Source organism: Stenotrophomonas sp. LMG 10879 (assembly GCF_002750935.1).
GTDB classification, from domain to species: domain Bacteria; phylum Pseudomonadota; class Gammaproteobacteria; order Xanthomonadales; family Xanthomonadaceae; genus Stenotrophomonas; species Stenotrophomonas lactitubi_B.
Genome location: NZ_PEJT01000005.1, coordinates 180922 through 202337, shown reverse-complemented (window position 1 = coordinate 202337; position 21416 = coordinate 180922). Strand labels below are relative to the sequence as shown.

Here is a 21416-nt window from a genome sequence, read left to right as displayed (position 1 = left end):
GACCGCGAGTAGATCCACGCCATGCGTGGATGGCATTTGCCGATCCCGTGTTACGCCACGCGTCCGCGCCGCGCGCGTTCCAGGTGTACCAGCAGCAGCGAGATCGCCGCCGGGGTCATGCCCGGAATGCGCTGTGCCTGGCCGATGGTCTGCGGCCGCACGCGCTCCAGCTTCTGCAGCGCTTCGGCTGACAGCCCGCGCACGATGGCGTAGTCGAAATCGCCGGCAATCGGCGTTGCTTCATGCCGCTGCTGGCGCTCGATCTCCTCGCGCTGGCGATCCAGGTAACCGGCGTACTTCACCCCGATCTCCACCTGCTCGGCCACCTTGCCATCGGCCACGGCCGGGCCGAGCGAGGGCACCTGCATCAGTTGCGCGTAATCCAGTTCCGGGCGCTTGATCAGGTCCAGTACGTTGGTTTCGCGGCTGACCGCCACGCCCAGCGTTTCCTGTACTTCGCGGCCCAGCGCATTGGCCGGCGTCGCCCACAGCGCGCCCAGGCGGGTGCGCTCGGCGGCCACGGCGGCCTGCTTGGTCTCGAACGCGCTCCAGCGGCGGTCATCGACCAGGCCCATCTCGCGGCCGGCCGGGGTCAGGCGCTGGTCGGCATTGTCCTCGCGCAGCTGCAGGCGGTATTCGGCGCGGCTGGTGAACATGCGGTAGGGCTCGTTGGTGCCGTGGGTGATCAGGTCATCCACCAGCACGCCCAGATACGCTTCGTCGCGGCGCGGGCACCAGCCATCGAGGCCACGCACCTGGCGTGCGGCGTTCAGGCCAGCCAGCAGGCCCTGGGCGGCGGCTTCTTCGTAACCGGTGGTGCCGTTGATCTGGCCGGCGAAGAACAGGCCGTTGACCAGCTTGGTTTCCAGCGAAGCCTTCAGCCCGCGCGGATCGAAGAAGTCGTACTCGATGGCATAACCGGGGCGGGTGATGTGCGCGTTGGCGAAACCGCGGATGCTGCGCACCATCTCCAGCTGCACGTCGAACGGCAGCGAGGTGGAGATGCCGTTGGGGTAGATCTCGACGATGCCCAGGCCTTCCGGCTCGACGAAGATCTGGTGGCTGGCCTTCTCGGCGAAGCGCACCACCTTGTCTTCGATGGACGGGCAGTAGCGCGGGCCGATGCCTTCGATCTGGCCGCTGTACAGCGGCGAGCGGTGCAGGGCGTCGCGGATGATCTGGTGGGTCTGCTCGCTGGTGTGGGTGATCCAGCAGCTGACCTGCTGCGGATGCTCGTCCACCGAGCCGAGGAAGGACATCACCGGGCGCGGCGTGTCGCCGGGCTGTTCGTCCATCACGCTGTAGTCCAGCGAACGGCCGTCGATGCGCGGCGGCGTGCCGGTCTTCAGGCGGTCCACCTGGAACGGCCGCTCGCGCAGGCGCGCGGCCAGTGTGGTGGCCGGCGGATCGCCCATGCGGCCGGCAGCGTACTGGGTCGGGCCGACATGGATCTTGCCGGCCAGGAACGTGCCGGCGGTCAGCACCACGGCCTCGGCGTCGAAACGCAGGCCGGTCTGGGTGATGACCCCGCGCACGGCGTCGCCCTCGATGACCAGGTCATCCACCGCCGCCTGGAACACGGTCAGGTTGGCCTGGCCCTCGACGATGGCGCGGATCGCCATGCGATACAGGTTGCGGTCGGCCTGGCAGCGGGTAGCGCGCACGGCCGGGCCCTTGGAGGCATTGAGCGTGCGCCACTGGATGCCGGCGCGGTCGGCGGCATGCGCCATCGCACCGCCGAGGGCGTCGATTTCCTTGACCAGATGGCCTTTGCCGATGCCGCCGATGGCCGGGTTGCAGCTCATCGCCCCCACCGTTTCGATGTTGTGGGTCAACAGCAGGGTGCGCACGCCGGTACGGGCCGCAGCCAGCGCGGCCTCGGTGCCGGCGTGGCCACCGCCGATGACGATGACGTCGTAACGATGGAAGGAATCGATCATGGGGGCTGTTCAGCAAGGGGCGGGCGCAGCCGGGGAGCTGCGCCGGGGTGGCGATTTTAGCGCCAATCGGGGCAGGGGCGTCGGCGCCGGCCGGCTGGCGTCGAAATCAACCCTAAAGTTGGCAGGATTTTTGCAGATAACCCAATAGCACCCACCGTGGCTGGCGCCGCAGGCGCTGGTGACCGGAATTGGAACAGGGGCCGGTACAGGCGCACGGTGGGGAAGCAGAGGGGCCGGCAGTCGGGGGACTGTCCGGCCCTGTTTTTTTGTGGCTTCCGTGAAAGCGTCATCCACGCATGGCGTGGATCTACTGTCCTGGTGCCCGGGCTGCGACCAGACATGGCGTGAAAACGGCCCCCGCGCGCAGTGTCCAGGTAGATCCACGCCATGCGTGGATGCCGTTGCGGCGTCCCGAACAACAAACGGCCCCGCAGTGCGGGGCCGTTCGTCTTCAAAGGTGCCGACATCCGACAGGGCCGGAACAGGGGGGATCCAGATGTTCCTGTCGGATATCGACGCAGAGCTGTTTGGGACGGGCCCTTAACGTTTTTGTCACTTTGTGACGCGGGCCGTCACCACCTGCGTAGATTGAGGCTTGGACCGTGTGAAATGCAAGATGGAACGCGCGCAACTGTGCGCTATCTCTCTTGATCCATCGCGCGCCAGGGGGAACTGTTCATCCTCGGCGCACGCGGAGCCGGAGCCGGGCGGGCCTGCGGCGGCGGTGACGGACGTTCGACCCGCTGCGCGGGCTGCGGCGGACGACGCATCGAATCCATGTTGCGCCACGGCGAGCCGCCATTGTTCTGGCGCGGCGGCGGTGGCGGACGGTTCTCGCCGCCATTGCCCGGACGCGGCGGCGGGCGGTGGTTGTGGTGCGGCGGGCGGTAGATCGGCCGCTGGTAGTACGGGCCGCCGTAGCCGTAATAGCCACCGCCGCCGTAATACGGATAGCCGTAGTCGGCCGGATAGCCATAGGGGTAGCGGTACTCCACCGACGGCGCGCCGTGGTAGTAACCACCGCCGCGGCCACCGACATAGTCATAGGTGGTGCAACCGGTCAGGGCCAGCAACAGGCCACCGGCAAGCATCAGGCGCGTTTTCATGATGGGTCCCCCCAGAGGACGGGTATGCAGGCAGCTTCGGCCGCCGGCGTTGAATCAGCCCTTAATTCCGCCGCCCAGGATGAATGGCGGTGTACGCCGGCATGCTGGCATGACCGATGGCGCCCTCGCCAGCGCGGAGGCATACGTTAATCTTGCGTCATGAGCGATTCACTGTTGCCCCGCGCTGATGACGTCCTCGCCGCCGCCGCGCGGATCGCGCCCCATGCCAGCGTGACCCCGGTGCTGCGCTCGCGCACGCTGGACGCACTGGCCGGTGCGCAACTGGCGTTCAAGGCCGAGCACCTGCAGCGGGGCGGCGCGTTCAAGTTCCGTGGCGCCTGCAATGCGGTGTGGTCGCTGGATGCCGATCACGCCAGTGCCGGTGTGGTGACCCATTCCTCCGGCAACCACGGCGCCGCGTTGGCGCTGGCGGCCCGCACCCGGGGCATTCCCTGCCACGTGGTGGTGCCCGAAGGGGCGGTGGCCGCCAAGCTGGCCAACATTGCCCGGCATGGCGCCACCCTCTGGCGCTGCCCGGCCACCATTGCCGATCGCGAGGCCACCTGCGCCAAGGTGCAGGCCGATACCGGCGCCACCCTGGTTCATCCGTACACCAACCCGGCAGTGATGGCTGGGCAGGGCACGGCCGCGCTGGAGCTGCTGCACAGCGAGGGTCCGTTCGACGTGCTGGTGGTGCCGGTGGGCGGCGGTGGCCTGGCCAGTGGCACCGCATTGGCCCTGCAGCACGCCAGCGCGGAGACCCGGCTGGTGCTGGCCGAACCGGCCGGTGCCGACGACACCGCCCGTTCGCTGGCGGCTGGCAAGCGGCAGGAGGCATTTACCCCGGACACGATCTGCGACGGACTGCGTACGCTGATCGGCGCACCCAACTTCGCGCTGCTGCAGTCTGCGGGCGCGGAGGTCATCGTGGTTGACGATGCCGCCACCATGGCGGCGATGCGCCTGCTGTGGGACGTGCTCAAGCAGGTAGTCGAACCGTCCTCGGCGATCGTGCTGGCGGCGGTGCTTGCGCAGCCTGCGCGCTTCGCCGGCCTGCGGGTGGGACTGGTGCTGTCCGGTGGCAATGTCGATCTGCCTGCCCTGCGCTGGGGAGCGCCATGAGCCGCGGCCGCCATCGCGAACGCACCGGCCTGCTCGGTTGGTTGTGGCGGTTGTTCGTATTGCTGGTGATCTGGCTGCTGGGCGTGACCGCCTGGATCGTCTGGGTCGGCGAACGCGACCAGGCGGCCAAGGCGGACGCGATCATCGTGCTTGGCGCGGCCGCCTATGATTCAAAGCCCTCGCCGGTATTTGAAGAGCGCATCCGCCATGGCCTGGATCTGTACGACGCCGGCTACGCGCCACTGCTGATCTTCACCGGTGGCTATGGCGGCACCGGCGCGCGCTTCTCGGAATCTCAGGTGGCGCGGCGCTACGCGCTCAAGCACGGCATTCCCGATGACGCGATCCTCATCGAGACCGCCTCGCGCAATACCGTGCAGAACCTGGTCGAGGCCAAGCGGCTGATGGACCAGCGCAAGCTGCATTCGGTGATCATCGTCAGCGACCCGCTGCACATGGCGCGCGCGCTGCGCCTGAGCAAGGCGCTGGGCATCCAGGCGTTGGCATCGTCCACGCCGAGCACGCGCTTCCGCAGCTTCCATACCAGCTGGCGCTTTCTGGTGCAGGAGATCTACTTCTTCCACCGCGACCTGGTGCGGCCGCCGCTGAGTTCACCGGCCAATACCTGAGCGGCTGCCGCTGCGCTCGCCGGGCATGGCCCGGCGCTACCCATAACGCGCGCCTGGTAGCGCCGGGCCATGCCCGGCGGCGCCTTCGAATCAGGTCTGCTTGCGCCGGATAGGAATCGCTGACACCGGCACGGAAGCAATGTCATGGCCGCCTTCGCGGATCGGTGCGCCCGGGTCGGGTGCCCAGGCATGGGCGTAGATCACTTCCCAGCTGCTGGGCAGCTTGCCATCGTCACGGCGCATCGGTTCGTACGCCGCTGCTGCCGCTGCAAACCGACCGCGACCGGTCAACGTATGGCGGCGATCGACCCGCGCGTTGGTCGCGCCCATCGCACGCAGCTCGCGCATCAACGACGGCAGATCGTCGTAGGTGAGGGTGAACAGGTCGCGGTCGAGCACCGGATCGCGGAAGCCGGCCATCATCAGCGCATCGCCGAACTGGGCGATCTGCGCGAAGCGGCTCACGTGCGGCCGGTCATCGGCGGCGGCGAAGGCTTCATTGAGCTCGACCAGCGTGTCCGGCCCGAAGGTCGAACACAGCAGCAGCCCACCGGGCTTGAGCACGCGGCGGAAACCGGCGAATACCGCCGGCAGGTCGTCCACCCACTGCAGGCACAGGTTGCTGAAGATCACATCGACGCTGTTGTCGGCCAACGGCAGGGCGGTGGCATCGGCGGCCAGGCGCTGGAACGGCTTCCACCAGCCAGCCTGGCGCTTGGCCTGGTCCAGCATCGGCAGTGCCACGTCCAGCGCGATCACCTGCGCCTTCGGCCAGCGCTTCTTCATCAGCGCGCTGGCATGGCCGGTGCCGGCGCCGATATCCAGCACCACCTCCGGCTTGCGCGCCTCCAGGTAATCCAGCGATTCCAGCAGCCGCGACTGCACCTCGCGCTGCAGGGCGGCGGCAGCATCGTAGCTGCTGGCGGCGCGGGCGAAGGCGCGGCGGACATGGCGGGCATCGAAGTGGGACGGCATTGCGAAAGTCTCTTAGAACGTACCGGGGTAGGCGCCGCCGTCGATCAGCAGGTTCTGCCCGGTGAGGTAAGCCGCCTGCGCACTGCACAGGAAGGCGCAGGCGGCACCGAATTCGTCCGGCGTGCCGAAGCGACCGGCGGGGATCTGCTGGCGGCGGCGTTCGGCCACAGCCTGCGCATCACCATTCTGCCCCGCGGCATGGGCGAAGTTGGCGCGCAGCCGGTCGGTGTCGAACTGGCCGGGCAGCAGATTGTTGATGGTGACGTTGTGGGCCACGGTGCGCCGTGCCAACCCGGCGACGAAGCCGGTCAGGCCGCTGCGCGCGCCGTTGGACAGCGCCAGCGTGTCGATGGGAGCCTTCACCGATGACGAGGTGATGTTGACGATGCGGCCGAAGCCGCGTTCGATCATCGCGTCCACGGTGGCGCGGATCAGCGCGATCGGCGCCAGCATGTTGGCGTCCAGCGCGGCGATCCAGTCGTCGCGCTCGAACGTGCGGAAGTCGCCCGGCGGCGGACCACCGGCGTTGGTCACCAGGATGTCGACCTGCGGGCAGGCGGCCAGCGCGTGGGCGCGGCCCGCCTCGGTGGTGACGTCGGCGGCGATGGCGCGCACTTCAGCGGCACCGTGCAGCGTGCGCAGTTCCCCAGCCGCGGCCTGCAGCGCAGCGTCACCGCGGGCGACGATGACCACGTTCACGCCTTCGCGCACCAGCGCACGCGCGCAGCCCAGGCCAAGCCCCTTGCTGGCGCCGCAGACCAGTGCCCAGCGGCCGGAAATGCCCAGATCCATGCGTCAGTCCTGCAGAAGCGTAGGGAGGCTCATTGTCCGCCATCGGCCGGTGACAGGCCGGCAACGAAGTGTTGCAGAGCGGCTGCCACTTCATCGGCATAGCCGAGGAAGGGGGCGTGGCCGCCATGGGCGACGGTCAGCGACTGCCCGCCCGGTGCCAGCGCGGCAGCGGCCTGCATTGCAGCGGGAGAGACCAGACGGTCGCGCTGGCCGGCAATCCACAGGCTGGGCTTGCCCAGTGCGGGCAGGGCGCCGCGCAGGTCGGTGTTCTCCAGCAGCTGCAGGCCCTCGCGCAGTGCGCGTTCGGTAGGCGCACCGCGTTCGACCAGACGCTGGCGCAGGGTGCGCAGTTCCTCGCGGGCATGCGCCGAACCCATCACGTCCAGGGCCAGGAAACGTTCCAGGGTGCCACTGAAGTCCTGGGCCAGGTCACGACCGAACTGCGCGAACACCGACGACTCCACGGCGTGCGGCCAGTCATCAGCGCGTACGAAGCGCGGTGTGGCGGCGATCATCGCCAGACCACGAACCTTCGGCAGCGTGGCCGCCGCGTGCAGTGCGAACAGGCCGCCCAGTGACCAACCGCACCACACCGCCGGCGGCGTGGCCGCGGCAATGGCGTTGACCACGAACGGCAGACGCAGCGGCGTGCCGTCGTCGCGGCTGTGGCCATGGCCGGGCAGGTCGACCAGATGCAGGGTGAAACGATCGGCCAGGCGCTGCACCAGCGGCGCAAACACGCCGCCCTGCAGGGCCCAGCCGTGGATCAGTACCAGGTCCGGCCCATGGCCGGTCACTTCGATATGCATGGGGAACTACACGATCACTCAGGCCAGCGCCGGCAACGACGGCGGCAGTACTTCGCGCGCGGCAAAGGCCACGCGGTCGCGTGCAACGGCGATGGCTTCGACCAGGCCGCGCACCTGTTCGGTGGTGTGCAGCGCTGACAAGGTGACGCGCAGGCGCGCCTTGCCCTCCGGCACGGTCGGTGGGCGGATCGCGCCGACCAGCCAGCCGGCCCGTTCCAGCGCCTGCGACATCGCCACGGCGGTGTGGTCGTCGCCACAGAGCAACGGCTGGATCGGCGTTTCCGATGCCATCAGATCCAGCCCGTGACGGCGCGCTTCGCCGCGGAACAGTGCAATCAGGTCGGCCAGCTTCGCGCGCCGCCAATGATCGCGTCGGGCCAGCCGCACCGCTTCCAGCGCGGACGCCGCCAATGCCGGCGCCATGGCGGTGGTGTAGATGTAGGGGCGTGCGGTTTCGGCCAGATGCTCGATCAGGTCGTCGCGGCCGAGCACCAGCGCGCCGCAACCGCCGAGCGCCTTGCCCAGGGTGACCAGCTGCAGCGGCACATCGTCCACGCCCAGGCCGGCGGTGGCGACCGCGCCACGGCCATCGCCAAGCACGCCCACGCCATGCGCATCGTCCACGTAGAACAACGCCTGCTGCAGGCGCGCGACCAGCGACAGCGCACGCAGCGGCGCGATATCGCCATCCATGCTGAAGACACCATCGGTGGCCAGCATCGCCGCGCCATCGGGCGCATGCTTGAGCTGGCGCATCGCACCTTCCGCATCCAGGTGCGGGTAGCGGCGCAGGCGCGCGCCAGCCAGTCGCGTGGCATCGAGCAGACTGGCGTGGTTGAGCTTGTCCTGCACGCAGACATCGTTTTCTTCGCTCAGCAGCGCCTGCTGCACGGCCAGGTTGGCGGCGAAGCCACTGCCGAACAGCAGCGCACGCGGGTAACCGAGCCACTCGGCAACTTCGCGCTCCAATGCGTCATGCAGTGCGTGGTGGCCGCAGACCAGATGCGAAGCACCGGCACCGGTCCCTTCACGCGCGGCGGCGTCCTGCAGTGCGTTGACCACGCTGAACTGCTGGGCCAGGCCCAGGTAATCGTTGCTGCAGAAGCCGGTCAGCCAGCGCCCATCGACTTCCAGGCGCACACCATCGCGACGGGTGACCGTGCGCCGTGGGCGGCGACGGCCTTGTGCATCGCGCAACGCGCGCTGGGCTTGGAGGCGGGCGGTCAGGTCGGGGCGTGCCATGGCGGCTGGATGCGGCGACGGGGCGGCTAGGGTAGCGCGTTGCCGCGACGCCTGCTTGGCCGCCGGCTCAGGCCGCGTGGGCGCAGCCGCAGCCGGGGGCATCGGCGCTGATATCGGCATGCACGGTGCCGCCATGGTCGTGACCGTCGGCGTCTACCTGCACCGCCATCGGCTGCAGGCCCAAGCGTGCGAACAGGGCCATGTCGCGCTCGCTTTCCGGGTTGCCGGTGGTCAGCAGCGTGTCGCCATAGAAGATGGAGTTGGCGCCGGCCAGGAAGCACAGCGCCTGCAGTTCGTCACTCATCGCTTCGCGGCCGGCCGACAGCCGCACCATCGAACGCGGCATGGCGATGCGCGCCACGGCGATCATGCGCACGAACTCGAACGGGTCCAGCTCGGCACTGCCATGCAGCGGCGTGCCGGCGACCTGCACCAGCTTGTTGATCGGCACCGAATCGGGATGTGCCGGCAAGGTGGCCAGCGCCAGCAGCAGGCCGACCCGCTGCGCGCGCGTTTCGCCCATGCCGACGATGCCGCCGCAGCAGGTCTTCAGCCCCGCATCGCGCACATGGCCCAGCGTATCCAGGCGATCCTGGTACTGCCGGGTGTGGATGATCGAGTCGTAGTAGTCCGGCGCGGTATCGAGGTTGTGGTTGTAGTAGTCCAGGCCGGCGTCCTTCAACGCGCGCGCCTGTTCGCCACTGAGCATGCCCAGCGTGGCGCAGGTTTCCAGGCCCAGCGCCTTCACTCCGGCGATCATCGCAGCCACCTTTGGGATGTCACGGTCCTTCGGCGAACGCCAGGCCGCACCCATGCAGAAACGCGAGGCACCGGCCGCCTTCGCCTGGCGTGCCTTGGCCAGCACCGCGTCGGTGTCCATGAGTTTCTGAGCATTGACCCCGGTGCTGTAGCGCTGCGCCTGTGGGCAGTACGCGCAGTCTTCCGGGCAGCCTCCGGTCTTCACTGACAGCAGCGTGGAGACCTGCACCTGGGCTGGGTCGAAGTGCTCGCGGTGGACGGTGGCGGCGCGGAACAGCAGTTCCGGCAAGGGCAGGTCGAACAGCGCCTGCAGTTCGTCGTGGTGCCAGTCGTGGCGGATGGCGGTTGCCATGGCGGGACCTTGGAAGGGCTGGAGCGAGGGCGCAGTCTGGGTGGGGTTGGGGCTTCTGTCAACTATCTGCTTATATTGGTGGTTTACAGAATGTCATCGCCCAAAATCAAATGCGGCGGTGCTAAGTTCGCCGCTATACATGGAACGTGAGAATCGGCATGAACCCGCATCAGAACGCCGCAACCTGTCTCAACGCTGTGCTGTGCAGCCTGGCTGATCTACCTGATGGAGGCCTGCGCGTGGTAGTGGATGACCTGCGGAAATCGGACACCGCCGGTATGTGGCAGCACCACACGTTTGTTACGTTCAAGGACTATCCACCAAACACTCTTGCCGAACCCGAAGGCCTGTCTGAGGCAGAGTTGGCGGACTTTGGCTTTTTCGTACTGGTCCGCCTTCTGGCTGCAAATGGCCGGGTACCTGATGCTGACGATGCACCGGACAGCGACGCGCACCTGACCGACGAGCAGCGGCACCGCATCGAAGCGCTGACCGACGACGACGTCGCGCGGATCGATCAGCAGCTGCTGTCCCACTGTGACGGCCAGTTCCGCAAAGTTGCCTATGTGGTGGGCACTGCGATGTCGCTTGACCCCGAACGTCAACCGGGAATTCCAGATGTGTTCTACGCAGGGCGTGTGCGCAGGCTGGTCGAGTGTGGCGCGCTGCAGGCTGTCGGCGACCTGTCGCGCATGCGCTACAGCGAAGTACGAAGGGCACGCTGATGCTCCCGGCAGCGGGAGGAGCTGGTACAACTACTCAATCGTCTCGGGGCATGACGTCTGCTACATCTCACAACTGCTGCGGGTGCCGCTGCAGGAGCGCGTTCTTGCTGAGGCCCGGCCGTAAGCCCACACCAGATCGGGCACTCGCGTGAGTGCCCGCCCGGCGCATCAGATCACTTCGGCATCAGCACCGTGTCCACGACGTGGATCACGCCATTGGACTGCCTGACATCGGCAATGCTGATGGCGGCCTTGCCGCCCTTGGCGTCAACCACCCATAGCGCGCCGTCGTGCAGCTTCACGGTCAGCGGCTCGCCTTCCACGGTTGTCAGCGACACCGTGCCGCCGTGTTTCTTTGCATCGGCCATCAGCTGCTGCGAGGTGTGGGTGCCGGCGACCACGTGGTAGGTCAGGATTTTGGTCAGATCTGCCTTGTGCTCCGGCTTGACCAGGGTGTCGACCGTGCCTGCGGGCAGCTTGGCGAATGCTTCGTTGGTGGGCGCAAAGACCGTGAACGGGCCTTTGCCATTGAGCGTGTCCACCAGCCCGGCGGCCTTCACGGCGGCCACCAGCGTGGTGTGATCCTTCGAGTTGAGGGCGTTCTCAACGATGGTCTTGTTCGGGTACATCGCAGCGCCACCGACCATCACCGTGTCAGCGGCGAAGCTGACCGAGGCGGTGCCGCAGAGCACAGCAAGGCTGGCGGTGAGGGCGATACGTTGAAGAAGAGCGTGCATGGTGCGTCTCCTGAGTACTTCCGCCCCCGGCATGGGGGCATGGAAGGTACGCAGCAGGCAGACCAGCGGATGCACCGCAGTACCAGGAAATGCGCGGGCAGCCTGCACGGTTCAGCGATGCGACGCCGCCGTGAGCGGCCGGCCAGCGTCCGCTCTGGGCGTCCCGCCTCTGGAGTCAGCCTTGTTTGAAGACCGTTCGCTGGCCGATCGTGCTGGTCTTGCGAGCGGCGGACCGGCCCAGCCCGGGAATCAGGAAATCAGCGGGGCTGCGGCCATGCTTGGTCTTCTCGGCAAGCCAGCGCGGCATCCGGCCACGGCCGGACCACGTATTGCGCTTGTTGTCAGGGTCGCGGTACTTGGCGGCCACCTTGCCGGGCTTGCGCCGCGTGGCAGGTTTTCTGGCCGGCGCCGTGGCCTCGGCGGGCGCGGTGCCGATCAGTTCCTCGATCGTGTAGCCGCACTGCGCTGCAAAGGCGATCAGCTTGCGGCGGACGACGGCCACGGGGCGGCGGCTGGCGACCAGCGCCCTCCGCTGCTCGGCAGCAGCCACAAGGGCGTTCAGTTCGCGCAGGCTCAGGTGTTCAACGTCGATAGTCATGCTGCGGAGAGTCAGGAGATCCTGGTTGCCTGTCAAGCGGCGGACGGTTATCTCAGCCGAGGCTACCAATCTCCCAGCCAGCCTGCCACCAGGCATCTCGCCGCCAATATAGGCTGGCCCGGGGTGTCCAGCATGCTGCTGACGTCGTAGGGCAGTTGTTGAAAGGTGGCGGATCAAGCCGCTACCTTGTCGAGTAGTTTTCTTTGACCGATGCCGCTGAGCGTCGAACGAGACCGGACCGGAAGCATGCCCGCAATTGACCGAAAGCTCCTGGTGCTCGATCTCGATGAAACGCTGGTTCATGCCAGTGCGCGTCAGTTGCAACGCCCTGCAGATACTCAAGTGGTGGGCTACCACGTCTACAAACGTCCCTACGTTGACGACTTCCTGGATTTCGTATTCGCGCACTTCAACGTAGGAGTGTGGACATCTTCCGGCAGGTTGTATGCCGAGCCACTGGTGGCGTGGTTGATGCCAGGGCGCACGCTGGAGTTCCTGTGGTCGTCCCAGCGCTGCAGTACTGCGCGAGATTGGGAGACTGGCGGCTACACCAGCCAGAAGCGCCTAGCCAAACTGAAACGTCTGGGCTTTGCGCTGGAACAGATGATCGGTATTGACGACACTCCCAGCAAGTACGCGAAAAACTACGGAAATCTGATACAGGTGCGGGAGTTCACGGGCGATATTGATGACGACGAATTGCTTCATCTTTCTCGATATCTGGATGTACTACGCGCGCAGCCCAACATCCGTGCCGTGGAGAAACGTCGTTGGCGCGAGCGCATGATGGAGTGAATCGCCAGGATCATTGATTCAATCCCCCTATCCCTTTGCGTTCGCGGAAGTCTCACGCCGCGTACATCAGCCTCCTGTGCGCAGTGCTCACAGCCGGCACCCTTTCTGTTTCCACCGACTTCTCTGCGGACTCGTATGAACCGGACCACCAGCAATGTAGAGTCGGATCGGCAGGTTCTTCGCCGACGCAATGGTGCTTGCCATCGTTACTTCCAGTACGATTCCACGAACGTTCGCAAGCGCAAGGATGCCTTCGATGTCGACCGCCCAGCACTCTCGAATGATCACTGCCGCAGCCAGGACGGTACTGCGCCCTCTGGGCTGCGTGCAGAAGGGGCGCTCCAGAATCTGGCTTGACGACCAGGGGTGGTGGATCGGCGTGGTCGAGTTCCAGCCATCTTCGTGGGGGAAGGGAAGCCATCTGAATGTGGGAGCATGCTGGCTCTGGCATGAGAAGAATTTTGTTTCATTCGACGCCGGGGACCGGGTGGAATCCTTCCACGAGTTCATCAGCGAGGAGCAGTTCTCCGCGGCGGCCATGCTGCTGGCCAGACGTGCGGCACAGGAAGTGCTGGCGCTGCGCGAGCGCTTCCCCTCGGTCGCTCGCGCATCGGCATGGATAACCGCCAATGCATCGCCCACGCTATGGAACACGTACCACTCGGCGGTGTCGGCCGGGTTGGCTGGAGAGGTCGAACGCAGCGGGTTGCTGTTTGCAGAGGTGATCGCCGATCCATATGACGTGGCATGGGCCGTTGAGCTGAAGCAGAGATCCGTCGTGCTGCTGCGCTGCCTGGAGTCAGGTCTCGGGTTTGAACAGGAGATCGCGGCCACGATCGGGCGTACGCGTGCCGCGCTGGGACTGCCTGCCCAGCAGCCTGCAGCCAGGCAGTTCGAGGCGTGAGACGATCCCGCAATCGGTACGCTCCGCTGATCCCTTGTGACCGACGTTCAAGCGTCGGCCGCGTCCTGCAGCAGCAGCTTCATGACGATTGACAAAGCGCTGGCGGCGATGGAATCTGCGCGGCCATGCGCTGTAAAAGCGCTTCAATGGCGAGCCATATGCAACAGGGAATGATGCAGGGGATGTGGGGACGACGCGTATCTATCAGCTCGTTGATCGGCTCGCTGCTGGCGGCAGGGATGCTTGCAGGAACGGCGCAGGCACAGACCTTCGACCCGCGCGTCCACAAAGGGCCGCAGCACGGGGTGCCGAACGAAGTGATGGTGCTTGGCAGCGCGCACCTGGCGGTACTGCCGAAAACCTTCGATCCCTCGTCGTTGGATACCCTGATCGACCGGCTCGCCGCGTGGCAGCCGAAGGCCATTGCGATCGAGGCCGTATCGGGCCAGCAGTGCGAAATGCTGCGGCGATACCCCTCCCGCTACCGATATACGGTGAAGGACTACTGCCCCGATGTTTCGGCGGCGGAGAAAGCAACGGGTCTTGATGTGGCGGCAGCGAACGCGGCGGCAGACAAGATGCTGGCGACCTGGCCCGCACATCCTACGGCCGCGCAACGGCGCACGCTTGCCGCTACCTTCCTGGCCGCCGGCGAACGCGATTCGGCACTGGTGCAATGGCTGCGCCTCCCCGAAGCAGATCGGCAGGCAGGCGACGGCCTGGATAAGGACTTGGTTGCAGCCCTCGAAGCGCTGCGCGTCAGCCGCAATGAAAACACGCTCATCGCCGCAGCCCTCGCCGTCCGCCTTGGCCACGAGCGGTTGTGGCCGATGGATGACCACAGCTCCGACCAGTTTGGCCCCGATCCCAAGGCCTATGCAGCTGCGGTCAGGAAGGCCTGGGACAACCCGGCGACCCAACAGCGGGGAACGATGTTCGGCACCCTGGAAGCGCAGGTCGATACGCCGCAGAAGGCACTGGCGCTGTATCGCCGCTACAACGCACCGGACGTGGCAGCGGTCACCTTCCAAAGCGACTACGGTGCCGCGCTGGAGGAACCGTCTCCGCAGGGCTACGGGCGCCTCTACGTCACCTCGTGGGAGACGCGCAACCTGCGCATGGCGGCGAACATCCGCGACCTGATGGGACCGACCCCGGGAATGCGTACGCTGGTGATTGTCGGCGCCTCACACAAGGCGTACCTGGATGCATATCTCGAGCAGATGCACGACGTGCGGATCGTCGATGTTCAGCCGTTGCTGAAATAACCCGCCAGGGACCGGCGGCTGCATTAGGCAGGCCACCGCCGACTCGATGAAGAGGCCAGGCCAGCCGCGTCCAGCCTGGGGACGCCGATTCCACTGCCGGGAGGAGGGCCTGTCCTTGCTCTGCGAGCCGAGGCGCTCCCCTTCGTCATATCGCCCTGATCAGGAAGAAGCGGAAATCTGTTCCTTCCGACCCGGCTGGGATGCTGCAGGCCATTCCCATCTTTGCAAGATTGCGCTGCCAGAATGCGTGCGCCGCATGGTCCTTGCGGAATGTGGCCAGCAACCATTCCCCCGTTGTCGGCTGCACAAGCTCTGCAACCACCGCAGACGCGATGCCTTTACCCCGATGCTTTGGAAGGATGAACAGATCCGCCAACTCTGGCAGGCGCCGCCCCTGGAACTCGACGTCATCCACCTGGACGAACCCACACAGCAGGCCATCGAGCCAGAGCAGACGGGTCCACTCCGGCTCTTCCTGCAGCCGGGCCTGGACATCGGCAAGGGCGCAGTCGTAAAGACCATCGGCACCGATCTCCTCACCACTCCAGCCCGAGGCGTCGAAGTAGTACAGCTGCATCAGTCTGAAGACCACATCTGCATCCCGCGCAGTTGCTTTTACAAGCGTCAGTCCGTCCATGCAGCAGAGATCCATCCAGGGCGGCCGCGCCCATCCTGATGATAGCTGGTGCCGGATCGGCCAGCGGCGCTGCTGGATCATCGAGCTCCCTTATGCTTGCCTCCGCTCTGCCCTATGATCCCCCCACCACACCGGCACCGGCACCGGCATCATGGAACGATCCCGTACCTCCACATGGCATCAGTCCAATCTGGCGCGGATCAGCGCACTTGTGCTGCTGCTGTGCTGCGCCCTGCCTTCGATCGCGCAGACCGCACGCAAGCCTTCGCCCTACGAGTATCGTCAGCAAAGCGACGCCGCGCCGGCGCAGCAGGCCAAAGGCCCGGACTATCTTCGGCGTATCGACAGCCGCGACCAGTTCATGCAGCTTGCGCGCGTCTACAACGCTGGCACCGCGCTGGAAATGCCGCACCTGATCTTCGTGATCGATCGGCACAATGACGGACGCATCTACTACATCAACACGCCTCGGCATGCGCTGCACGAGCAGTTCGTGCGTCAGCAGCGGCTGGTGCGGTCGATGGACAAGGCCACGCTCAATGCGCAGTACCGCGATCCGCAGCGTCGGTTCCTGTTCGGCACCATCGCCTGGCAGCGGGATCTGCCGGGCTACACCTACGAGTTCTGGGAAGGCGACAGGATCAGCGCTCCCCTGCTGCGGCAGGCCGATGGCATCGTGCGGGCCTCGTTCTACGATCCCATTCGTTTCAAGACCAATTCCACCGGCCACGAGCAGGTGGCCAGCGCGATGGGGTTGGCCCACGTCAGCCAGGAGGCACTGCTGCGCGAGCAGCGTTTCCTGCCGTTGAACACAGGCCGTGCCGAGGGCCGTCTGCGCATCGTGCGCTCGGATGCGCAGCTGCGCACCTTGTCGCCCACCGACATTCCCGTGCTGGATGAAGTGCCCATCGCGCTGGCACCCGTGGCAGGTCTGGTCACACAGCGCCCATCGACGCTGCTGTCCCACGTCAATCTGCTGGCCAAGGGCTGGGGCATTCCCAATGTGTACGTGCGCGATGCGCAGACTGCACTGCGTCAGTACGACGGGCAATGGGTGGCGGTGGAGGTCAGCAACAACGACTACCGGGTGACGCCGATCGCGCGCCCGGCCCGTACCCCATCGGCCGCGGCGGCGCGCCCGCTGCGGCGCAACCTGCCACGCCCGGACCTGTCGGTGGTCGCGCTCAAGCCGCTGGCGGCATTGCGCGCGCGCGACAGCAGCCACTGCGGGGTGAAGGCGGCCAACCTCGGTACTTTGAAGGCGGTGTTGCCCCCGGCCGCACGCGTCCCCGATGGCTTCTGCGTTCCGTTCTCGCACTATCAGGCGATGCAGCAGCGGCTGGGAATTCCACAGCGCCTGCGTGACCTGCAAGGTCGTCCGGGCTTTGCCACCAACCCGGATGTCCGTCGCGATGCGCTGGCGACATTGCGCGCCGAGATCACCAACGCAGCGCCTGACGCTGCGTTTGTCCGTGCGCTGGAAAGCCAATGGCAGGGGCAACTCAAGGGCGCTGGCGTGTTCGTCCGCAGCTCGTCCAATTCCGAGGACCTGCCCGGCTTCAGCGGTGCAGGGCTGTATACCACCGTGCCCAACGTGACCCGTGCGGATGCCGTGGCCAGGGCCGTGCAGACCGTATGGGCATCGGTCTACAACTTCGAAGCGTACGAGGCCCGCACTGCGGCCGGCCTGCAGCAGGACGCCGTGGCCATGGCGGTGCTGGTACAGGTCGCTGCGCCCTCGGACAGTTCGGGCGTGATGATCACTCGCGATCCATTCGATCGCGCCCGCCGTCACGTGACCTATATCTCGGCCAAGCGCGGCCTGGGCATCCGCGTGGTGGAAGGCAAGCGTCAGGCCGAACAGGTGATGTATTCCACCTGGTCCAAGGCCGTGCAGGTATTGAGCCGTTCGGCGGAAGACACCCAGCTGGTGGCGAAGGCAGGCGGCGGTGTCCGCGAAGTACCGATTACCGGCTCGCGTCAGGTCCTGACCGACGCGCTGATCGCGCGGCTTGCCAGGATCGGGACTGCGACCAAGCAGGCACTGGGCGGGGTGGACCAGGACATCGAGTGGGCCGTGGTGGGCGATGAAGTGCTGGTACTGCAGTCGCGGCCGTATGTGGATGGCAGCGCGCGGTAGCGGCTGCGATGCAGGCTTGCGGCAAGGTGCAGCCCCATCGGGCAACGCTCATTGCCCTGACATGCTTCCAGCCCCTTCACCGATGGGCAGCCTGCGCCTGCAGGGCGATGCTGCGGCATGCGCCTCCCACTGCCTTCTGCCCTTGATGAACCATTGCAGGCTGCCTTTCGCCTGCTGCTGCCCCTGCGCTGCCTGGTCTGCAGCGAGCGCGGTCATGACACCCTCGATCTCTGCCCCGCCTGCCTCGCCGATCTGCCGTGGGCGGGTCGCGCCTGCCTTCGCTGCGCGCTGCCGCTACCGGATGAAGCCCTGCCCATCTGCGGGACCTGCCGCGATGAGCCGCCAGCGCAGACCGCAACCCACACCAGCCTGCTGTACCTGCCGCCGGTCGATCAGCTGCTGGTCCGCTACAAGTTTCATCAGGACCTGGCTGCCGGACGCCTGCTTGCGCAGTTGATGCTGCGCAATCCGCCGCCGTGGTCGTGCGCGCCGCTGGTACCCGTGCCGCTGCACCGCAAGCGCCTGCGTCAACGTGGCTACGACCAGGCCGCTGAACTGTGCCGCCTGCTGCAGTTGCCGACGTGGCGCGGGCTGTATCGTCGCCGCCACACCGCGCCGCAGTCCGAACGCAGTGCCGAGCAGCGCCGCGACAACCTGTTCGACGCCTTCAATGTGCGTGGCCCCGTGCCAGCGCGGCTGACCATCGTCGACGATGTGATGACCACTGGCAGCACCGTGCTGGAAATTGCAGAGACGCTGCGGCTGGTGGGTGCAGGGGAGGTGCGCGCATGGGTCTGCGCGCGCGTGCCGTGATCGCTCCTTTCATCCGCAAGGGCTAGGATGACCACGAACCCGGATCGAAGGAGTGGTCATGAATTCCCCCTTGTCTCCCTTGTTGTCGGCCGTTGGACGCAGCTGGTGGATCCTGCTGCTGTACGGTCTGGTCGCGCTGGGCTTCGGCATCATCGCGATCGGCTGGCCGATGTCGGCAGCCATCGCGCTGGCGTGGACGCTGGGTGCAATGGCCATCGTCGAGGGCGTCATCAGTCTGCTGGCGCTGATCACCGGTGCCAGTGGCGCCTCGCGCGGCTGGCTGCTGCTGTACGTGATCGCCTCGCTGGGCTTCGGCGTGCTGGCCGTGATCAATCCGCTGGCCACCGCCAGCGTGCTGGTGCTGTTCCTGGCCGCATGGCTGCTGGTGGCGGGCATCTACCGCATCGTCTTCGCCCTACGCGTACGCAGGCAGATCCAGGGGGAGTGGCTGCTCATCCTCAGCGGCGTGCTGGCCATCGTGCTGGGCCTGCTGTTCGCGGCCAACCCCTATGCCGGCGTGGCGGTAACCACGTTGTGGATCGGCATCGGCAGCCTGCTGTACGGCGTGCTGCAGGTGCTGGTGGCGTTCAAGCTGAGGAAGCTGCGTTGATGCGGGGCTGGAGCAGATGGGCGCTGCTCGGCAGCGGCCTCGCGGTGTTGCTGCTGGTGGGCTGCAACCGGCTGCTTCCGGCGGAGACACGGCATCCGCCGCGGCAGGGCGTGCAGGTGCAGATGCGTGTGGTCGATCCCGATGGCCGCGCTACCCTGCAGTGGCAAGGGCGCAGCATTGCCGTGAAAGAGCCGCCGATGCTCACCAGTGCCGATATCCTCGACGTGCGAGCGGAGCTGGACGCCGCCCACCAACCCGTGCTCGAACTGACGTTCCGCAAGGAGTCCGCCGGCCGGTTGCTGCACGCGACCGAGGCCCTGGTGGGCAAACAGGTCGCCCTTACCGTCGATGACCACGTGCTGTCCGTGGCCACCATAGCGGGCCCTTTTGGCGAGTCCATGCAGGTGGTTGGTACGGACATGAGCGTGGCCGAAGTGCACGACATGGCGCGCTACATCGTCCACGGCGGCCCTGCGCCGTCACAGCAGCGCTGAATCAGCGCTGCTTTCCTGCAAAGCCGGCTTCGATCTCTTCCAGCGAGCGGCCCTTGGTTTCCGGCAGCCACAACGCGGCCACCAGGAAGAACACGAACGTGCAGCCGGCCCAGAACAGGAACATGCTGGCATAGCCGTAGTGCCCCACCGTGGGCAGGAAGATCGCGGCGATGGTGGTGGACACGAACTGGTTGATCAGCAGCGCGATGCTCATGCCGTTGGAGCGGATGCGGTTGGGCATCAGCTCGGACAGCGCCAGCCATACGCACACACCGGGGCCGACCGCGAAGAACGCCACGAACACCAGGATGCAGGCGGCGACGGCCCAGCCATGCGCCGGCGGCGGGATCGGGCCGATACGTGCCTGTTCGATGCGCAGCGGTGCCTGCGCGGCGCTGGCCGGGTCGGCGAACGGATTCAGGTGCACCGTGCGGAAGAACGCGCCGATGACGCTGTCCGGCTGTACGGTGCCCGCGCGTTCGATGCGCAGCTCGCGGTCGGTCAGGTTGTCGCTGCGCAGCGCACGCACGTTGGTGAAGTCGCCATAGGCGTAGGACACGGTCAGCTGCAGTGGCCGCCCCTCACGGTCGATGCCACCGGCAAGACGCTGCCACTGCGCGTCGTCGAGTACCAGCTGCAGGCCATCGCCATTTACTGCGGCCTGCAGCTGCGGCTGTACGTCGGCGCGGCCACGCTCGGCCTGGAAGAACAGCGTTGCTGCGGCCAGCAAGGCAACGCAGATGCCACCGCTGCCCAGCATCAGCAGGAACTTGCGGCCCTTGCGGTCGACCAGCAGCAGCGCGACCACGGTCATCACCGCGTTGAGCAGCTTTATCGCCACGTCGGCACCGTTGGCGACCGAGCCGGACAGGCCTGCCTGGTTGAGGATGTTCACCGCATAGGCCAGCACCGAGTTGATGCCGGTGGCCTGGGTGCAGGCCAGCACCACGCAGGCCAACACGAACGGCACCACGTAGCGACGGCTGAGCAGTGGGTCGCGCTTGCCGCTGCTGCTGCTCGATTCCGGCGCCTGGATCTGTGCCAGCGTGGGCTCGACATCGGCCGCGGGCAGCACGCGTTGCAGGCTGCGGCGGGCATCATCGATGCGGCCACGGCGCACCAGCCAGCGCGGCGATTCGGACAGCCAGAAGATACCGGCGCAGAACAGCAGGCCCGGCGCCAGGCAGGTCCAGAAGATGGTGCGCCAGGCGTGGTCCTTCACCGTGAACAGTTCCTGCGCCTGCTGTGCAACCGGCAGCGAGCGCACGGCCTCGGCGGCGGCGTCCACGGCATGCGCGTGGTACAAGCCGATCAATGCGGCCAACACCAGGCCGACGGTCAGCAGCAGCTGGAACATCGCCGCGCCGCGCCCGCGCCGTTCGGGGCTGAGCACTTCGGCCAGATACAGCGGGATGACCACACCGATCAGGCCACCGCTGACACCCTGCAGCAAGCGCCCCAGCAGCAGCGGGGTGTAGCCCGACGCCAGCGCCATGATCGGGATGCTGGCGGTGAACAGGATGCCGGCCAGCAGCATCGCACCGCGACGACCGATGAGGTCGGCGATCATGCCGGCGAACAGCGAGGACAGCACGCTGCCGAGCAGCACCGCGGCAACGACGAAACCGAGCTGCTGGCTGCTGAGCTGCCAGGCGTGGCTGGCAGTGGCTTCAAGATAGGGCAGGGCGCCGGCGATGATGCCGATGTCGATGCCGTACAACAGGCCACCGAGGCCGCCGATGAACAGCAGATAGCGCACGGGCCAGCGCGGGGCGGTGGAAGCGGGTACGGCAGGTGCAGTGGCTGCGGTCATCGGCGTATTCCTGGAATAACGGGGATGGTGCGTGGCTGATGCAATGCGCTTGCGCGCTTCATGTAGCGCCGAGCCATGCTCGGCTTGCCGCGCGAAGCGCGGCGCGGACGTCGTCGATGTCGGTGCGAAAAGCAGCCGAGCATGGCTCGGCTCTAC

General features: G+C 66.7%; 21 protein-coding genes. 10 read left to right on the top strand and 11 right to left on the bottom strand.

All coding sequences use genetic code 11. The features are described from left to right. Positions 1-50 precede the first annotated feature (50 nt). Positions 51-1940 carry a tRNA uridine-5-carboxymethylaminomethyl(34) synthesis enzyme MnmG gene (gene mnmG, locus CR919_RS09555; RefSeq protein ID WP_099819818.1) on the bottom strand — a complete coding sequence of 630 codons (1890 nt, stop codon included), beginning with the start codon at positions 1938-1940 and terminating at the stop codon, positions 51-53. A gap of 638 nt (positions 1941-2578) precedes the next feature. Continuing rightward, positions 2579-3046 carry a hypothetical protein gene (locus CR919_RS09550; RefSeq protein WP_099819817.1) on the bottom strand — a complete coding sequence of 156 codons (468 nt, stop codon included), beginning with the start codon at positions 3044-3046 and terminating at the stop codon, positions 2579-2581. Between the two features lie 159 nt (positions 3047-3205). Here CR919_RS09550 and CR919_RS09545 point away from each other — a divergent pair, with 159 nt between their 5' ends. Next, a complete protein-coding gene (locus tag CR919_RS09545) occupies positions 3206-4168 on the top strand; it encodes a pyridoxal-phosphate dependent enzyme (RefSeq protein ID WP_099819816.1) in 963 nt (320 codons plus the stop codon). Next, positions 4165-4797: a YdcF family protein gene (locus CR919_RS09540; protein ID WP_099819815.1), complete on the top strand. Its 633-nt coding sequence runs from the start codon at positions 4165-4167 to the stop codon at positions 4795-4797. Before CR919_RS09545 ends, CR919_RS09540 begins: the two co-directional genes overlap by 4 nt. 90 nt (positions 4798-4887) lie before the next feature. Here CR919_RS09540 and bioC read toward each other — a convergent pair whose 3' ends face one another. The 5 genes from bioC to bioB all read right to left on the bottom strand — a co-directional run bounded on the left by bioC (position 4888) and on the right by bioB (position 9726). Then, the gene (gene bioC, locus CR919_RS09535) at positions 4888-5772 is read right to left on the bottom strand and encodes a malonyl-ACP O-methyltransferase BioC (protein ID WP_099819814.1); all 885 of its coding nucleotides are present in this window, start codon (positions 5770-5772) and stop codon (positions 4888-4890) included. 12 nt (positions 5773-5784) lie between these two features. Continuing rightward, positions 5785-6564 carry an SDR family oxidoreductase gene (locus CR919_RS09530; protein ID WP_099819813.1) on the bottom strand — a complete coding sequence of 260 codons (780 nt, stop codon included), beginning with the start codon at positions 6562-6564 and terminating at the stop codon, positions 5785-5787. A 29-nt stretch (positions 6565-6593) separates the two neighbouring features. Beyond that, the gene (gene bioH / locus CR919_RS09525) at positions 6594-7373 is read right to left on the bottom strand and encodes a pimeloyl-ACP methyl ester esterase BioH (RefSeq protein WP_099819812.1); all 780 of its coding nucleotides are present in this window, start codon (positions 7371-7373) and stop codon (positions 6594-6596) included. 18 nt (positions 7374-7391) lie between these two features. Further along, on the bottom strand, positions 7392-8615 hold the full coding sequence (gene bioF / locus CR919_RS09520) for an 8-amino-7-oxononanoate synthase (protein ID WP_099819811.1): 1224 nt from the start codon (positions 8613-8615) through the stop codon (positions 7392-7394). A 67-nt stretch (positions 8616-8682) separates the two neighbouring features. After that, positions 8683-9726 (bottom strand): biotin synthase BioB, encoded by a 1044-nt coding sequence (gene bioB, locus CR919_RS09515; RefSeq protein WP_099819810.1) that lies wholly within the window; start codon positions 9724-9726, stop codon positions 8683-8685. Between the two features lie 158 nt (positions 9727-9884). Here bioB and CR919_RS09510 point away from each other — a divergent pair, with 158 nt between their 5' ends. Further along, positions 9885-10451 (top strand): DUF3658 domain-containing protein, encoded by a 567-nt coding sequence (locus tag CR919_RS09510; protein WP_099819809.1) that lies wholly within the window; start codon positions 9885-9887, stop codon positions 10449-10451. A gap of 173 nt (positions 10452-10624) precedes the next feature. Here the strand turns inward: CR919_RS09510 and CR919_RS09505 are convergent, their stop codons facing one another. Together CR919_RS09505 and CR919_RS09500 are read right to left on the bottom strand one after the other, a co-directional pair. Beyond that, positions 10625-11188: a fasciclin domain-containing protein gene (locus CR919_RS09505; protein WP_099819808.1), complete on the bottom strand. Its 564-nt coding sequence runs from the start codon at positions 11186-11188 to the stop codon at positions 10625-10627. A gap of 175 nt (positions 11189-11363) precedes the next feature. Next, a complete protein-coding gene (locus CR919_RS09500) occupies positions 11364-11822 on the bottom strand; it encodes an H-NS histone family protein (RefSeq protein ID WP_243380053.1) in 459 nt (152 codons plus the stop codon). Between the two features lie 210 nt (positions 11823-12032). Here CR919_RS09500 and CR919_RS09495 point away from each other — a divergent pair, with 210 nt between their 5' ends. The 3 genes from CR919_RS09495 (at position 12033) to CR919_RS09485 (ending at position 14753) form a co-directional block, all read left to right on the top strand. Then, the gene (locus tag CR919_RS09495; protein WP_207761030.1) at positions 12033-12581 is read left to right on the top strand and encodes an HAD family hydrolase; all 549 of its coding nucleotides are present in this window, start codon (positions 12033-12035) and stop codon (positions 12579-12581) included. A 256-nt stretch (positions 12582-12837) separates the two neighbouring features. Next, the gene (locus CR919_RS09490; protein ID WP_243380051.1) at positions 12838-13485 is read left to right on the top strand and encodes a hypothetical protein; all 648 of its coding nucleotides are present in this window, start codon (positions 12838-12840) and stop codon (positions 13483-13485) included. 125 nt (positions 13486-13610) lie between these two features. Beyond that, positions 13611-14753, top strand: a complete 1143-nt coding sequence (locus tag CR919_RS09485) for a DUF5694 domain-containing protein (protein ID WP_243380048.1) — start codon at positions 13611-13613, stop codon at positions 14751-14753. Positions 14754-14898: 145 nt separating this feature from the next. On the opposite strand, the gene CR919_RS09480 is transcribed toward CR919_RS09485, so the two are convergent. Next, a complete protein-coding gene (locus tag CR919_RS09480) occupies positions 14899-15390 on the bottom strand; it encodes a GNAT family N-acetyltransferase (RefSeq protein ID WP_165787259.1) in 492 nt (163 codons plus the stop codon). A 151-nt stretch (positions 15391-15541) separates the two neighbouring features. On the opposite strand from CR919_RS09480, the gene CR919_RS09475 reads away from it, so the two are divergent. The 4 genes from CR919_RS09475 to CR919_RS09460 all read left to right on the top strand — a co-directional run bounded on the left by CR919_RS09475 (position 15542) and on the right by CR919_RS09460 (position 19447). Continuing rightward, positions 15542-17530, top strand: a complete 1989-nt coding sequence (locus CR919_RS09475) for a PEP/pyruvate-binding domain-containing protein (RefSeq protein WP_099819805.1) — start codon at positions 15542-15544, stop codon at positions 17528-17530. A gap of 153 nt (positions 17531-17683) precedes the next feature. After that, the gene (locus CR919_RS09470) at positions 17684-18343 is read left to right on the top strand and encodes a ComF family protein (RefSeq protein WP_243380045.1); all 660 of its coding nucleotides are present in this window, start codon (positions 17684-17686) and stop codon (positions 18341-18343) included. 58 nt (positions 18344-18401) lie between these two features. Further along, on the top strand, positions 18402-18953 hold the full coding sequence (locus CR919_RS09465; RefSeq protein WP_099819803.1) for an HdeD family acid-resistance protein: 552 nt from the start codon (positions 18402-18404) through the stop codon (positions 18951-18953). Further along, positions 18953-19447: a hypothetical protein gene (locus tag CR919_RS09460; RefSeq protein WP_099819802.1), complete on the top strand. Its 495-nt coding sequence runs from the start codon at positions 18953-18955 to the stop codon at positions 19445-19447. Before CR919_RS09465 ends, CR919_RS09460 begins: the two co-directional genes overlap by 1 nt. A 1-nt stretch (position 19448) precedes the next feature. On the opposite strand, the gene CR919_RS09455 is transcribed toward CR919_RS09460, so the two are convergent. Then, the gene (locus CR919_RS09455) at positions 19449-21260 is read right to left on the bottom strand and encodes an MFS transporter (protein ID WP_099819801.1); all 1812 of its coding nucleotides are present in this window, start codon (positions 21258-21260) and stop codon (positions 19449-19451) included. Positions 21261-21416 lie beyond the last annotated feature (156 nt).

Coding starts and splice junctions, on each gene's coding strand:
- CR919_RS09495 (WP_207761030.1), top strand. CDS start 12,033: ATGCCCGCAATTGACCGAAAGCTCCTGGTGCTCGATCTCGATGAAACG.
- bioF (WP_099819811.1), bottom strand. CDS start 8,615: ATGGCACGCCCCGACCTGACCGCCCGCCTCCAAGCCCAGCGCGCGTTG.
- CR919_RS09475 (WP_099819805.1), top strand. CDS start 15,542: ATGGAACGATCCCGTACCTCCACATGGCATCAGTCCAATCTGGCGCGG.
- CR919_RS09540 (WP_099819815.1), top strand. CDS start 4,165: ATGAGCCGCGGCCGCCATCGCGAACGCACCGGCCTGCTCGGTTGGTTG.
- bioH (WP_099819812.1), bottom strand. CDS start 7,373: ATGCATATCGAAGTGACCGGCCATGGGCCGGACCTGGTACTGATCCAC.
- CR919_RS09510 (WP_099819809.1), top strand. CDS start 9,885: ATGAACCCGCATCAGAACGCCGCAACCTGTCTCAACGCTGTGCTGTGC.
- CR919_RS09530 (WP_099819813.1), bottom strand. CDS start 6,564: ATGGATCTGGGCATTTCCGGCCGCTGGGCACTGGTCTGCGGCGCCAGC.
- CR919_RS09465 (WP_099819803.1), top strand. CDS start 18,402: ATGAATTCCCCCTTGTCTCCCTTGTTGTCGGCCGTTGGACGCAGCTGG.
- CR919_RS09545 (WP_099819816.1), top strand. CDS start 3,206: ATGAGCGATTCACTGTTGCCCCGCGCTGATGACGTCCTCGCCGCCGCC.
- CR919_RS09460 (WP_099819802.1), top strand. CDS start 18,953: ATGCGGGGCTGGAGCAGATGGGCGCTGCTCGGCAGCGGCCTCGCGGTG.
- CR919_RS09505 (WP_099819808.1), bottom strand. CDS start 11,188: ATGCACGCTCTTCTTCAACGTATCGCCCTCACCGCCAGCCTTGCTGTG.
- CR919_RS09485 (WP_243380048.1), top strand. CDS start 13,611: ATGCGCTGTAAAAGCGCTTCAATGGCGAGCCATATGCAACAGGGAATG.
- CR919_RS09550 (WP_099819817.1), bottom strand. CDS start 3,046: ATGAAAACGCGCCTGATGCTTGCCGGTGGCCTGTTGCTGGCCCTGACC.
- CR919_RS09490 (WP_243380051.1), top strand. CDS start 12,838: ATGTCGACCGCCCAGCACTCTCGAATGATCACTGCCGCAGCCAGGACG.
- bioB (WP_099819810.1), bottom strand. CDS start 9,726: ATGGCAACCGCCATCCGCCACGACTGGCACCACGACGAACTGCAGGCG.
- bioC (WP_099819814.1), bottom strand. CDS start 5,772: ATGCCGTCCCACTTCGATGCCCGCCATGTCCGCCGCGCCTTCGCCCGC.
- CR919_RS09480 (WP_165787259.1), bottom strand. CDS start 15,390: ATGGACGGACTGACGCTTGTAAAAGCAACTGCGCGGGATGCAGATGTG.
- CR919_RS09455 (WP_099819801.1), bottom strand. CDS start 21,260: ATGACCGCAGCCACTGCACCTGCCGTACCCGCTTCCACCGCCCCGCGC.
- mnmG (WP_099819818.1), bottom strand. CDS start 1,940: ATGATCGATTCCTTCCATCGTTACGACGTCATCGTCATCGGCGGTGGC.